This is a genomic window from Streptomyces sp. NPDC020898, assembly GCF_044333925.1.
In the GTDB taxonomy this organism is placed as follows: domain Bacteria; phylum Actinomycetota; class Actinomycetes; order Streptomycetales; family Streptomycetaceae; genus Streptomyces.
This window is the reverse complement of record NZ_JBIRRV010000001.1, coordinates 1,728,142-1,741,583: the sequence shown is the minus strand read 5'-3', so window position 1 is coordinate 1,741,583 and position 13,442 is coordinate 1,728,142. Positions and strand designations below refer to the sequence as shown.

The 13,442-nt window shown below is 70.1% G+C and carries 9 protein-coding genes; 2 read left to right on the top strand and 7 right to left on the bottom strand.

All coding sequences use genetic code 11. The features are described 5' to 3' along the window. Nucleotides 1-55: 55 nt before the first annotated feature. From ACH4TV_RS07645 to ACH4TV_RS07615, 7 genes are all read right to left on the bottom strand, one after another. The gene (locus ACH4TV_RS07645; protein ID WP_398395172.1) at nt 56-2,992 is read right to left on the bottom strand and encodes a glycoside hydrolase family 3 C-terminal domain-containing protein; all 2,937 of its coding nucleotides are present in this window, start codon (nt 2,990-2,992) and stop codon (nt 56-58) included. Between the two features lie 20 nt (nt 2,993-3,012). After that, nucleotides 3,013-4,026: a LacI family DNA-binding transcriptional regulator gene (locus ACH4TV_RS07640; protein WP_398395170.1), complete on the bottom strand. Its 1,014-nt coding sequence runs from the start codon at nt 4,024-4,026 to the stop codon at nt 3,013-3,015. Further along, complete coding sequence (gene yicI / locus ACH4TV_RS07635) at nt 4,026-6,299, bottom strand: alpha-xylosidase (RefSeq protein WP_398395168.1); 2,274 nt, start codon at nt 6,297-6,299, stop codon at nt 4,026-4,028. The genes ACH4TV_RS07640 and yicI overlap by 1 nt, the downstream gene beginning before the upstream one ends. Before the next feature lie 57 nt (nt 6,300-6,356). Next, nucleotides 6,357-7,181 carry a carbohydrate ABC transporter permease gene (locus ACH4TV_RS07630; protein WP_398395167.1) on the bottom strand — a complete coding sequence of 275 codons (825 nt, stop codon included), beginning with the start codon at nt 7,179-7,181 and terminating at the stop codon, nt 6,357-6,359. Continuing rightward, entirely contained in the window at nt 7,178-8,152 is a 975-nt protein-coding gene (locus ACH4TV_RS07625) for a carbohydrate ABC transporter permease (protein WP_398395165.1), read from the bottom strand. Before ACH4TV_RS07625 ends, ACH4TV_RS07630 begins: the two co-directional genes overlap by 4 nt. Continuing rightward, nucleotides 8,149-9,462 carry an ABC transporter substrate-binding protein gene (locus ACH4TV_RS07620; RefSeq protein WP_398395163.1) on the bottom strand — a complete coding sequence of 438 codons (1,314 nt, stop codon included), beginning with the start codon at nt 9,460-9,462 and terminating at the stop codon, nt 8,149-8,151. Before ACH4TV_RS07620 ends, ACH4TV_RS07625 begins: the two co-directional genes overlap by 4 nt. A 157-nt stretch (nt 9,463-9,619) precedes the next feature. Beyond that, complete coding sequence (locus ACH4TV_RS07615; RefSeq protein ID WP_398395161.1) at nt 9,620-11,074, bottom strand: MFS transporter; 1,455 nt, start codon at nt 11,072-11,074, stop codon at nt 9,620-9,622. A gap of 83 nt (nt 11,075-11,157) precedes the next feature. Here ACH4TV_RS07615 and ACH4TV_RS07610 point away from each other — a divergent pair, with 83 nt between their 5' ends. Both ACH4TV_RS07610 and ACH4TV_RS07605 read left to right on the top strand, forming a co-directional pair. Then, nucleotides 11,158-12,129 carry a LysR family transcriptional regulator gene (locus ACH4TV_RS07610; protein WP_398395159.1) on the top strand — a complete coding sequence of 324 codons (972 nt, stop codon included), beginning with the start codon at nt 11,158-11,160 and terminating at the stop codon, nt 12,127-12,129. Nucleotides 12,130-12,283: 154 nt separating this feature from the next. Beyond that, nucleotides 12,284-13,291, top strand: a complete 1,008-nt coding sequence (locus tag ACH4TV_RS07605) for a hypothetical protein (RefSeq protein ID WP_398395157.1) — start codon at nt 12,284-12,286, stop codon at nt 13,289-13,291. Nucleotides 13,292-13,442: the final 151 nt, after the last annotated feature.

Sequence of the window (13,442 nt, the reverse complement as noted above, 5' to 3'; positions counted from 1 at the left end):
GCACGCCGCGTACCGGCTCGGGTGGTGAGCCGGTACGCGGCGGCGCCGGTCGCCGTCAGCGCAGGCTGAACGTCGACAGACGCAGGCCCGGGGACAGGACCAGGTACACGTCCGTACGGCCCTTCGCCGAGCCCGACAGGCCGGCCGTCACCGTCTCGTAGGTGTACGGCGACGAGGTGCCGTCCGTACGGGCCGTGCCGAGGAGTCTGCCGGTCGGGGAGCCGAGCCGGACCTCGACGGTGCCGGCGGCGCCGGCGACCTGGGCCGTGAACTCCCGGATTCCGGAGCCCAGTTGACCGTCGCCGAACTTCAGCCAGGCCCCCTCGGGCGCAGCCGACACCGACGTTCCGCGCACCTTCGACTCGTCGACCAGGCGGATGCCGGAGTAGTCGTCGAAGTTCTCGGCGCGTGTCACGCGCGACAGGTTCCGGGGCGGGATCGTCTCGCCCTGTGCCCGCCAGGTCGCCCGGGTGCGGATGTCCGACGAGGACGCGCCCACCAGCACGTCGTAACTCCCCTTCTCCACCGCCCACTTGGAACGGGTGACGTCCCAGTGCGCGAGGTCCCGCACCCCCACCTTCAGGTGTACCGTCCGTGTCTCACCCGGTCGCAGCGACACGCGCTCGAACGCCTTCAGCTGCTTCAGGGGCTGTTTGTCGCGCGACGCCCGCTGGTGCACGTACAGCTGCACCACCTCGTCGCCGGTCCGCGTGCCCGTGTTCGTCACCGGGATCTCGTAGCCGTCGGCCGTCCGCCTCAACTCGCCGTAGCGGAACGTCGTGTACGACAGGCCGTGGCCGAAGGGGTACAGCGGGCGGCCCTTGAAGTACTGGTAGGTGCGGTCGGACTTGATGATGTCGTAGTCGAGGATCGACGGGAGGTCCGCCTCCGACCGGTACCAGGTCTGGGTCAGGCGGCCCGCCGGGTTCGTGTCGCCGTACAGGATGTCGGCCAGCGCGTTGCCCGTCTCCTGGCCCGCGTGGGACGTCCAGAGGAGGGCGGGGATCTTCTTCTGGAGTGAGCCCAGGGTGGTCGGGTAGCTGTTCTCGACGATCACCACCGTGTTCGGGTTTGCCGCCCGCACCGCTCTGACCAGGGACTCCTGGGAGGGGGCCAGGCCCATGTCGGTGCGGTCGTGGGCCTCGCGGCCGTTGATCGAGGGGTTCGAGCCGATCACGACCACCGCCGCGTCCTTGCCCCGGACCGCCGCCACGGCCTCGGCCGAACCGTCCCGGACCACGTCCTTCGTGTAGCGCGCGGCCTGCTCCTTGGGGACCAGGCCCAGGGTGCCGTCGGCTCCCGTGGGGCCGACGTAGACCGGGTTCGTCCACCAGGGCTCCTCGGTCTCGTAGCCCGCATAGCGCAGCAGATACGTGCCCGTGCCGTCGTTCTGGGGCTCCAGCGCGAACTGCTGCTGGACGTACCAACCCCCGGGCTGTACCTGGTCGTTGACGAAGCCCGACCAGTTGTAGCCCACGTACCTGCCGTTCGCCGCCGAGCGCAGGGCGACCACTCCCGCGCCCCAGTCGAAGACGTCGAAGCCGCTCTCCATGCCCGGCGTCGTCGCGGACTCCCGCAGGGCCGCGCCCGCCTCGCCCGCGCCCGCCGTCACATACGCGCCCGTCTCCGCGTTCCGCAGCGTGATGCGGTCGACGCCCTCGCTGGTCGTCACGTCCGTGCCGAGCTTCGACGCGATGCCCTCGGCGGGCGTGACCGCGTACGGCAGGGTGCCCGAGTACCAGTCGGTGTACAGGGTGTCGGCCAGCGGGCCGACCACCGCCACGTTCTTCTGCGACTTCCGCAGCGGCAGCGCGCCGTCGTTCTTCAGCAGTACCGTGCCCTCGGCCGCCGCCTCGCGCGCCAGTTTCCGGTGCGCCGGGCTGTTGATCACCGAGCTGTCGATCGAGCCGTACTTCCCGCCGCCCGGGTCGAACTCGCCCAGCCGGACCCGGACGGAGAGGATGTGCGAGACCGCCGTGTCGATGTCCGACTCCGCCAACATGCCTTGTCGCAGCGCCGAGTTGACGGCGTCGACCGTCGGGGCCGAGTCCGCTCCGTTGTCCGTGAAGCTGTCGATGCCCGCCTTCAGCGCCGCCGCGTCGCCCTCGGCGAGGGTGGGGTAGTAGCGCTGGTCGCCGGGGAGGTTGGCCGGGGCGAAAGCGTCGGTGACGTTGAGGAGGTCCTGGTCCGTCCAGGAACGCACGACCTCGTCCAGGTCCGGATTCACCGTGGCGGGGCGGCCGTTGACCAGGTTGTACGACGACATCACGCCCGTCGCCGCGTCCGCCTCGATCGCCGGTCTGAAGGCCGCCTCGTCGTACTCCTTCGCCACGCGCGGGCGCAGGTCCGAGGACGTCGTCGTGCGGTTCTTCTCGTTGTTGTTCGCCAGGTAGTGCTTCAGGGTCGGGGCTGTCTTGAGGTGGTTCGGGTCGCCGCCCGTCAGGCCTTGTCCGTACGCCGTCGACAGTGCGCCGGTCAGCTCCGGGTCCTCGCTGTAGCCCTCCTCGTTGCGGCCCCAGCGCGGGTCGCGGAGCAGGTTGACCACGGGCGCCCAGAGGTTCAGGCCCCAGCCCTCGGGGCGTTCCTGCTGGAAGCCGCGCGTCTCGTCGCCGACCGCCGAGCCGACCTGCCGCATCAACTCCGGGTCCCAGGTGGACGCCAGGCCGATCGCCTGCGGGAACACCGTGGCCTCGCCCAGCCACGCCACCCCGTGCAGCGCCTCGGTGCCGGTGCGGAAGGACCGGATGCCGAGGCGGGGGATCGCGGGCTGGTGCTGGTGGAGGAGGGAGACCTTCTCGGCGAGGGTGAGACGGGTCAGGAGGTCGTTCACCCGTACGGAGACCGCGAGTTGGGGGTCGCGGAACGCCGGGGCGGCGGACGGTGCGGAGGTCGCGGGGACTGCCGATGCCAGACCCGCGACCAGGGTCAGCGCCAGCGCGAACGCGTATCTGCGACTTCTTCTGCTTCGTCCGGCTCTCTTCTTGCCTTTCACTCGCGGCTCCTTCAGTCGGTTTACGGGGCCGTACGTGGCACGGTGCTCGCCCGTTCCGTCAGACGGGGCGGCAGCAGGGTCGCCTCCGGTACCTGGCCCGTGCCGTCCAGCTTCTTCATCAGCAGCTCCACCGCCCGGGCCCCCACCTCCGCCGACGGTATGGCGACCGAGGTGACCGGTACGGGCAGGCTCTCGGCCAGGTCGTCCGGGCAGATCGCGGTGACGGAGAGGTCGCCGGGGACGCGCAGGCCGAGTTGCTCGAAGGCGTCGATCAGGGGTTCCAGAACCGGTTCGTTGTGGACGACGACCCCTGTCAACGCCGGGTGCTCGCGCAGGAGTTGCTCCGCGACCACCCTGGCCGCGGCCGGAGACGCCTCGCAGGGGTGGACCGACGACGACAGACCGCGCCGGTCGGCGGCGGCCGTGAAACCCTGGACCACGCGCTGGGCGAACGCGGTCCTGCGGACGTACACCTCGGGCGGTGAGCCGACCAGGGCGATCACCCGGTGCCCGAGGCCCGCGAGCCGTTCCACGCACAGCTCGCCGGCCGCCCTGAAGTCGAGGTCGATACAGGTCAGGCCGGCCGGGTCGGAGGGGAAGCCGATCAGGACCGACGGCACGTCCAGCGCGCGCAGCAACGGCAGCCGGGGGTCGTCGAGTTGGACGTCCATGACGATCAGCGCGTCCACCAGCGCGGTGTCCGCCACCCGGTGCAGGCCCGCCTCGCCCTCCTCCTGGGTGAGGAGCAGGACGTCGTGGTCGTGCCGGCGCGCGGCCGTCACCACCGACACCGCGAACCGCATAGCGACCGGGACGTGGATGCCGGCCCGCAACGGGATCACCAGCGCCAGTACGTTGGAGCGGCTGCTGGCCAGCGCCCTCGCGCCCGCGTGGGGGCGGTAGCCGAGTTCGCTGATGGAGCGTTCGATGCGCTGCCGGGTCTCCTCGGAGATCGGGCGCTTGCCACTGAGGGCGTACGAGACCGTGCTCGGGGAGACCCCGGCGTGCCGCGCCACATCGGTGATCTTCACCATCACTCGCCTCCTGGCTCTGCCGGCTCCAGCTCCACCGTCAGGAACCCGGTGCCCGCCTTGGCCCGCACCTCACGTCCGCCCGCAGACAGTCCCCACGGCGCCGAGGGATCGCTGCACGACGCCCGCAACGTGTTCCCCTCGCGCACGACTGTGAACGTCAAGTCGTCGATCGGTACCGTCACTTGGGCGCCGCGCTCCAGGCCGTACGCGTGCAGGGTGACCCCGTCGGCGTACGCGTAGTCGGGGCGGTCGTCCACCGCGCCCACCGGGATCACCGCCCCGGGACGCACCAGCAGCGGCACGCTCAGGAAGTCGTGCTGTTCGCGGATCCAGCGAGGGCCGGTGACCGTCCGCCCGGTGAGGAAGTGGGTCCAGGTGCCCTCGGGGACGTAGTACGAGACGTCCCCCTCGTCGCTGAACACGGGCGCGACCAGCAGATCCGGGCCGAGCATGAACTGCCGTTCCAGGTGGGCGCATCCGGGGTCGTCCGGGAACTCCAGGACCATCGCGCGCATCATCGGGACGCCCTCCCGGTGGGCGGTGCGGGCGGCCTCGTACAGATACGGCATGAGGCGGAGCTTCAGCCGGGTGAACAGCCGCAGTACGTCGACGGCCTCCTCGTCGAACAGCCACGGCACCCGGTAGGAGGAGCTGCCGTGCAGCCGGCTGTGGGAGGAGAGGAGGCCGAAGGCGATCCAGCGCTTGAACAGGGCCGGGCTCGGTGTGCCCTCGAAGCCGCCGATGTCGTGGCTCCAGTAGCCGAAGCCGGAGAGCCCGAGGGACAGTCCGCCTCGCAGCGACTCCGCCATCGACTCGTACGTCGCCTCGCAGTCGCCGCCCCAGTGGACCGGGAACTGCTGGCTGCCTGCCGTCGCCGAACGCGCGAACACGACCGCCTCGCCCTCGCCGCGATGCTTGCGCAGCACGTCGAAGACGGTCCTGTTGTAGAGGTACGTGTAGTAGTTGTGCATCCGCTCCGGGTCCGAGCCGTCGGTGAACTCCACGTCCAGCGGGACCCGTTCACCGAAGTCGGTCTTGAAGCAGTCGACGCCCTGCGCGAGCAGCGCCTCCAGTTTCGACGCGTACCAGTCACGGGCGGCTGGGCTGGTGAAGTCGACCAGTGCCATGCCGGGTTGCCACAGGTCCCACTGCCAGACACTCCCGTCCGGTCTCCGCAGGAGGTGGCCGAGTGCCTTGCCCTCCGCGAAGAGCGGCGACCGCTGCGCGATGTACGGGTTGATCCACACGCTGATGTGCAGGCCCCGCTCCTTCAGCCGGGCCAGCATGCCTTCCGGGTCCGGGAACACCCGCGGGTCCCACCGGAAGTCGCACCAGTTGAACTCGCGCATCCAGAAGCAGTCGAAGTGGAAGACGGACAGCGGGAGTTGGCGTTCCCGCATGCCCTCGATGAACGACGTCACTGTCTCCTCGTCGTAGGACGTGGTGAACGACGTCGACAGCCACAGGCCGAACGACCACGGGGGCGGCAGCGCCGGACGGCCGGTCAGGGCCGTGTACTTGCGCAGGATGTCCTTCGGGGTCGGGCCGTGGATGACGTAGTACGTCAACTGCTGTGTTTCCGCGCTGAATTGAACCCTCGACACCGCCTCCGAGGCGACCTCGAAGGACACCCGGCCGGGGTGGTCGACGAACACGCCGTAGCCCGCGTCCGTGAGGTAGAACGGGACGTTCTTGTAGGCCTGTTCGGTTGCCGTGCCGCCGTCGGCGTTCCACATGTCGACGACCTGACCGTTCTTGACCAGCGGGCCGAAGCGCTCGCCGAGGCCGTAGACGCTCGTCCCGACCCCCAACCCCAGCTGCTCACGCAGATAGTGCGCCCCGGTCGCCGTGTCCCGCATGATGCCCATGCCCTTGGGGCCGCTGCTGGTGAGGACGCGGCCGTGGGCGAGGAAGTCGACGTGCCAGGGGCTGGTGCGACTGACCCGGACGGAGAGGGTCCCGGAGGTCAGGGTCGCGTACTCGTCGTCGTACTCCGTGTGGGCCGTCAAGTCCTCTTTCCGTACCTCGAATTGAGGGCTCTGCGGCTGTTCGCCCTCGAAGTGCGTGAACGTGACGCCGATGACGTCGGGCATCGGGGCGTGCGCGCTGATCGTCACGACCGGTCCCTTCAGCAGGTCGCCGCGGTGGCGGATGGGCTGGGTCGGCGCGTGGATGTCCAACGTGCCGTCGGCGCCCGTCACATCGAGCACCTCGACCGGGTGGGCGGCGGTGACGCCCTCGCGCAGCAGCCAGTAGCCGTCGGTGAACTTCACGTGGGGGGTCTCCTTGCTACGGGACTACTGGGGTACTGGGGTACTGGGCCTACTGGGCTACTTCACGGCACCCACGGCGATGCCACGGGTGAGCGTTCGCTGGAAGACGAGGAAGAAGACGAGGGCCGGCAACACGCCGAGCAGGGCAGCCGCGTTGGTCATCGTGGCGTCCATGAGGCGCTGGCCCTGGAGGACGCCGAGGGCCACCGACACCGTCTGGTTGTCGTTGGAGATCAGCATCACCAGGGGGAGCAGGAACTCGTTCCAGGTCCAGATGAAGAAGAAGACGAGCAGGACGCCGAGTGTGGGGCGGCTGACCGGGACCACGATCCGCCACAGCACCTGCCACTTGTTCGCACCGTCGATCCGCGCGGCCTCGATGATCTCCCGGGGGAACTGGCCGAGCACGGACGACAGCAGATACGTACCGAAGGCCGCCTGGATCACCGTGAACACGATGATCACGCTCAGCCGGGTGTCGTACAGGCCCGCCTCCTTGCTCAGGTAGTACACCGGGTAGACCAGCGCCTCCTGCGGCAGCATGTTCGCGAGGACGAAGAAGGCCAGGATCCAGGTGCGGCCCTTCATCCGGCCGATACCGATCGCGTACGCGTTCAGCACCGACAGGACGACCGCCAGCACGGCCACCGACCCGCTGATCAGCACCGAGTTGACGAGCTTCTGGCCGAAGTCGACGCGCTCCCAGAAGTCCTTGATGCCGTCCAGATAGAGGCCCTCGGGGAGGCTGAGCGGGCCGTTCGCGGAGTACTCGGCGGGCGACTTCACGGCGTTGACCGCGACGATCAGGAACGGCACGACCATGAACATGGCCGCGAGGACGAGGGCGGCGAGCACCGGATACCGGCGCAGGGCGGTCGTCATGGACGTATCCCTTCCTCGGTGTCCTCCGCGCGGGTCTGGAGCTTCAGGCCGATGAGCGAGAGGGCGAGGATGATCACCGTCAGGACGGTGGAGATGGCGGCGCCGTAGCCGACCTGGGTCTTCTCGAAGAACGTGGTGAAGGAGAAGTAGGAGGGCACGTTGGTCGCCCCGCCCGGGCCGCCCTTCGTCAGGACGTACACCGCGCCGAACACCTTCAGCGCGGCGATCGAGCACCAGGTCAGGACGACGTAGATCTCGGGCCGGATCTGCGGGAGCGTGATGTGCCGGAAGCGGCGCCACCAGCCGGCGCCGTCCAGCTCGGCCGCCTCGTACAGCTGCGGGTCGACGCGTTGCAGGCCCGCCATGAAGACGACCAGCGGGAAACCGACCTGGACCCAGACCATCACGCCCATCACGGTGTAGAGCGCGAGGTCGGGGTCGCCGAGCCAGTCCTGCTGCCAGGAGCCGAGACCGACGGCTTTCAGCACCTCGTTCAGCGAGCCGTTGTCGGGGGCCAGGATCCAGCTCCAGACGATGCCGGCGACCGCGATCGGCAGCACCTGCGGGAGATAGAAACAGGCACGCAGCACGGCCGCCCAACGGCTCCCGAAGTACTTGCCGACGTAGTCGAACAGCGCGGCGGCCAGCACGAGTCCGAGCGCCGTCGGTACGGCGGCCATCGCCACCACCATGAACAGGCTGTGCCGGAACGACGCCCAGAACTCCGAATCGCCCATCAGCTCCCGGTAGTTGGCGAGCCCCGTCCACTCCGGTGTGCCCACGCCCTCCCAGTCCGTGAAGCTCACGCCCGTGTTCATCAGGAACGGCACGACGATCACGGCGAGGAACGCGAGCACCCCGGGAAGGAGGAAGAGGGTGTACGAGTCCCGGCGGCGGCGCGAACTCCCGTACCGCCGCCGGTCCTTGGTGGCCCGGCCGCGACCGGCCGTCCGTTCGACGGTCACCGTCATGTCTTCGGTGCGCCCTTGTCGTACGCCTCCTGGAGCGCGTCGAGATACGCGTCCGGTTTCGCGCTGCCCGTCATCAGCTTCTGCGTCTCGGAGACGAGGACGTCGTAGAAACCGGGGATCGGCCAGTCGGGGTAGAAGGCCAGACCGTCCCTGGCCGAGAGGGTGTTGAAGTCGGCGATGAGCGACTTGGACTGCGGGTCGGTGATGGCGGCCGGGTCCGCCGCGACCGGGACTCCACCGTTGTTGCCCAGCAGGTTCTGGATCTTCTTCGACATGGTGATGTCGATGAAGTCGTAGGCGAGCTCCTTGTTCTTCGCGCCCTTCGGCACGACCCACAGGTTGCCGCCCGAGCCGAGCGTGAGGTTCGAGTCCGGCCACAGGAAGGTGCCCCAGTCGAACTTCGCCTCCGACTGGAAGCGCCCGTACCACCAACTGCCCGAGAACAGGATCGGCGCCTTGCCCTGGATGAAGGAGACGCCGGCGTCCTCGGCCTTCGTGCTGGTCGACTTCTCGCTGATGTACCCCTTCTTCACCCAGTCGGCGAACGTCTCGGCCGCGTAGGTCCAGGCCGCGTCGTGGAAGTCGGTCTTCCCCTTGTACAGCTCGTACGAGTCCACCCAGGCGCGGTCCGCCTTCGACAGCGCGAGCTGGTACAGGTACTGGTGGGCCATGTACTCGGCGCCCGCGTTGGCGAGCGGGGTGATGCCGTCGGCGACGAACTTGTCCATGGCGGCGGTGAGTTCGGCGAGCGTCTTAGGGGGAGCGGAGATCCCGTGCTCCGCGAAGAGCTCCTTGTTGTAGAACACCATCGTGTACTCGGCGTAGTTGGGCACGCCGAACCACTTGCCGGAGCCCATCACCCCGTCGGCGTCGTACTGGCTGGTGGTGCGCACACCGGCGTCAAGTTCCTTGTCCCAGCCGCGCTTTGACGCCTCGGCGGTGAGATCGGTCAGCAAGCCCTGGGTCGACAGGTGCCCGGCCGTCGCGTTGCCCTTGTTGTACTCCATCAGGTCGGGTGCGTCGGAGGAGTTGAGGACCATCGGGGCGGTCTTCTGGATCTGTTCGAAGCCCTTCTCCTCGAACTTCACCTTGACGCCCGGATGCGTCGCCTCGAACTCCTTGATCGCCGCGTTCCAGGCCACGCCCATCGCGCTGTCAGGGCCCTCGTAGTGCCAGAGGCGGAGGGTCTTCCCGTCGGACGATCCACTGTCCGAGTCGCCGCACGAGGCCAGCAGCAGGGCCCCGACCAGGGCCGACGCCGTCACCACCACCCGCCCGGCACGTCCGCCACGCGTTCTTGCCGTCGACATCCAGTGCCTCCAGGGGAGTTGGATGGAGCTCGGTCCCGTCACGCAGGGGGTCGTCGAATCGATTCGATGCGTGACGTCGAAGCGCTTCGACGGGCGAAGGTATGTGTGGCGTGTGAACGAGTCAATGGGGTGCGCGTGAATTGGCCCGGCGGGCGGCTCACCGGGTGACTTGCCAGGCGGCCTGTTGCGTGGCCTTCCGGATGGCCCGCTCGGCCGTCGGGCCCCGGCTCGCGAGCGAGAGCAGCAGTGCACTCGCCGCCGCCGTGACCGGAACCCCGTACGCCGCCGTGGTCGAGATGTGCTCCGCCGTCCAGCCGCCGGCCGCCGAACCGCAGGCTATGCCGCCCAGGAGGCCGGTCACCGCGAGGGTCATGCCCTCGTTCAGACGGCCCTCGGGAGTACGGCTCTGGATCAGGGCCATGTTGGTGATCATCGTGGGCGCCGTGGCCATCCCGGCCACCAGCAGCGCGCCCGCGAGGACGAGAAGGGAGCCGGTCAGCGCGGCGGCGAGCAGCGGAAGCGTCATCAGTACCGTCATCGCCCCCAGGCACCAGGGATGGCGCCGCTCGGCGGGCCCGGCCGGCCGCAGCGCCCCGTACAGCAGACCGGCCGCGCACGATCCGGCGGCCTGGAGGGCGAGCACGGCGCCGGCAGCAGCCCGGTGCCCCCGCTCGTCGGCGAAGGCGATCGTGACGACCTCCATCGACCCGAACACCGCACCCGTGGCCAGACATACGGCGAGCAGTGGGCGCATCCCGGGAGCGCGCAGCGGAGACGTGCCGTGCGTACCTCGCGGGTGGCGCCCCTCGACGCGGGCGCGGACCGGCGGCTCGGTCGACCGCTGGGCGGCGAAGAGGAGAACGCCGGTCATCATCAGCACCGCCCCGACCAGCGTGCCCGCCTCCGGGAACAACGCCCCGCACAGGAAGGCCGCGAGCACCGGGCCGAGCATGAAACACAGCTCGTCGGCGGCCTGTTCGAAGGAGTTGGCGGTGTGCAGCGCTTCCGCGTCCGGGCCGCCCTTCTTGTCGCCGCCCAGGAGATGGGCCCAGCGGGCACGTGACATACCGCCCGTGTTGGGGGTCGTGGCGGTGGCGGCGTACGCGGCGAAGAGGGTCCAGTCGGGGGCGCCGTGGTGCACACAGAGCAGCAGGGCGAGGGAGCCGAGGGCGGCAAGTGCCGTGGCTGGTACGGCGATCCGGGCCTGGCCGTACCGGTCGACGAGCCGTGCGGTCCAGGGTGCGACCACGGCCGTGGCGGCGAGCCCGGTCGCGGTGACGGCGCCGGCGAGGGCGTACGAGCCGCGCGTCCCGGCGATCATGATGACCGCGCTCACGCTGAACATGCCCATGGGCAGCCGGGCGATCAGGTTCCCGGCGGTGAAGGCACGGGCACCGGGGATGGCGAAGAGCCGGCGGTACGGGCCGGGCGGGCGGGGCGTCCCACCGGGCGTCCGGGTACGGCCGCGGGGGCCGAAGTCGGCGATGACCAGGGTGTCCTGGGTGACGGCGGGGAGCGGTCGGGAGAGTGGCCGGGGGTGCGGGCGTGGGTGGGGGAGTGGGTCCGGTCGGTGATGCGATCGGTGATGCGGTCGGGGTGATGGCTGCGGCATGCGTCCACCGTCGTCCTGAGCCGATCACCGGGTCCAACACCTGATCCCCACCCATTCACGCACTCCTGTTGTAAGTTCCCTGGATGTCTGTCCCGGCCCACCTCGACCCCCGTCTTCTCCGCGCCTTCGTCGCCGTGGCCGAGGAGCTGCACTTCACCCGGGCCGCCGCCCGGCTGTACGTGGCCCAGCAGGCGCTGAGCCGCGACATCCGGCGCCTGGAACGGGAGTTGGGCGCCGATCTCTTCGTACGGTCGACCCGGCGGGTGACCCTGTCGGCCGACGGTGAGCGGCTGCTGCCGTACGCCCGGCGGGTGCTGGCGGCCCACGACGAGCTGCTCGCCGCGTTCGGGGAGGCCCGGCCGCTGCTGGTGGACCTGAACTCGCCGGGTCTGGTGACCGGGCGGCGGGTGCTGCACCGGGCGCGTGAACTCGCCCCGGAGTATGAGTTGATGGCCCGGTTCGAGAGCGGGCTCACCTTCGCGGCGGGGGAGTTGCTCGCGGGCCGGCTCGACGCGTCGTTCGGACGGTTCGCGGGCCTGGACCCGGTGTTGCGGGCACAACTCGACCAGCAGCCCGTGCGCTACGAGCCGATGGCCGTCGTCCTGCCCGAGGACCACCCGCTGGCCGCGTTGCCCGAGGTGCCGTTGGACGCGCTGGCGGGCGAGAGCGTGTACGCCGGGGCGGGGAACCCCCGTACCCCGGAGTGGACCGATCTTGCGCGCCGGCTGTTCGATGGACGGGGCATCGAAATCGCGTCACCCGCTCCGCTTGCCGTGGGTGACGAGGAGTTCCAGCGGATCATGGCGAAGACGCGGAACCCGGTCCTGGCCGTGGTGGATTTTCCGGCCTTGCCCCGGACAGTGCTGCGACCGCTCGTCGACCCTGTTCCGTTGTCACCCGTTTCGGTGGTGTGGCGGAAGGGTCTGACACATCCGGGACTTGAGGCTCTCCGGCGGGCCGCCGCCCAGCTCGCAGGGGAGGAGGGGTGGCTTCGGAGGCCTGTTGATGGATGGATTCCAGCCATCGACCTCAACATCATTTCCATCCACAAGTAACACATGGCAAACACAGCACCTCCATGTGCGCTACATTCGAGGCCCGGCTGCAGTGTGATAAATGGGGGCGCTCGGATCGGATGGGGGTCCGATTCGAACATCGATGTACGAATGGCCCGGAATCGTACGCGCACCCGAAAGTTCCCGTGGGGGGATGTACGTGCGTGTGAAGAAGTGGCGAGAAGACGCCCAACCGGAAGGGTCCGCGGCCAAGGCCGAGACCGTGTCCGGAACCCAGCAGTTGCCCGGCATCAGCCCGGGCGGCACCGGCCCTGTTCCCCGGCAGAGACACGCCGGTGCACCGGCGCGCCTCGGTGGCGCCGGAGGCAGAGGCGCCCATGTTCGCCCGCGCGCGGGCGACACCGGATCGCTCTCCGAGGGCCCGTGGGAGAACACCTCGGAGGCCGGTCACACCCATGACCCGCACGAGGTGACCGTCCAGCTCGACGGCGTCGGCCGGCAGCTGGAGGAGTTCCTCGTACGGCAGGCCAAGGAGGGGGCGGACGCGAGTGCCGGCGACGGCCCCGTCTTCGTCGACGAGACCGGCCGCCGCAGCCGCAGATACCGCCGGATAGGCATCGCCGTCGGCATGGTGTGCGGCGTGTACGCCGTCGTCATCGTCGCCACCCTTCTCTCCGGCAACTCGAACGCGCCCTGGTTGCCGGTACCGGGCCAGCAGGACGAGCAGCCGGCGAGCCAGGTCGACACCTCTCCGCTGCCCGCCCAGTCGGTGCAGCCCTCGGACTCGGCCGGGGTCGGGTTCACACCGACCCCGGGGGCGACGGTCAGCGCGGGGGTCACTCCGTCGCAGGGAGCGAGCGGGGTCCCGGCCCCCGTCGCGAGCGTCCCGGTGCCCAGCGCGTCGACCAGTCCCCAGCGGCCCTCGGCCAGCGCGCCCCAGCCGAACCCGGCGACCAGTCCCACGGCCGCGGACCCCGATCCGTCTCCCACGGTGACCACCTCGCCGGAACCCAGCCCGTCGACCAGCGTCGAACCGTCGCCGGATCCGTCGGATTCCCCGGCCGCCGACGGCGGCACCGGCACGGTCGCCGACGGCACGAACGAGCCGACCCCGATCGCCGAGAGCCCTGTCGAGCCGAGTGCCACGGGCACCACGGGCGACCCGGCCCCCTCGCCGACGTCGGCCACCTCGTCGGCCTAGGGGCGCCCCGATGGTTCCTGGTCGGAGGCAGCCCGGCGGGGGGGGGGGGGGGCGCCGCGCGGGCCCGCAGGGGGGGCGAGGGGCGGGGCCCGGGGCCCAGCCGCGCGCGGGGGCGGGGGCCGAGTTGAGACCGGAGGGGCCCCTGTGCGAC

What these genes read in the sequence shown, in the direction of transcription:
- ACH4TV_RS07625 (WP_398395165.1), bottom strand. Translation starts at nt 8,152, where the DNA reads ATGACGGTGACCGTCGAACGGACGGCCGGTCGCGGCCGGGCCACCAAG.
- ACH4TV_RS07605 (WP_398395157.1), top strand. Translation starts at nt 12,284, where the DNA reads ATGTACGTGCGTGTGAAGAAGTGGCGAGAAGACGCCCAACCGGAAGGG.
- ACH4TV_RS07630 (WP_398395167.1), bottom strand. Translation starts at nt 7,181, where the DNA reads ATGACGACCGCCCTGCGCCGGTATCCGGTGCTCGCCGCCCTCGTCCTC.
- ACH4TV_RS07640 (WP_398395170.1), bottom strand. Translation starts at nt 4,026, where the DNA reads ATGGTGAAGATCACCGATGTGGCGCGGCACGCCGGGGTCTCCCCGAGC.
- ACH4TV_RS07620 (WP_398395163.1), bottom strand. Translation starts at nt 9,462, where the DNA reads ATGTCGACGGCAAGAACGCGTGGCGGACGTGCCGGGCGGGTGGTGGTG.
- ACH4TV_RS07610 (WP_398395159.1), top strand. Translation starts at nt 11,158, where the DNA reads ATGTCTGTCCCGGCCCACCTCGACCCCCGTCTTCTCCGCGCCTTCGTC.
- ACH4TV_RS07615 (WP_398395161.1), bottom strand. Translation starts at nt 11,074, where the DNA reads ATGCCGCAGCCATCACCCCGACCGCATCACCGATCGCATCACCGACCG.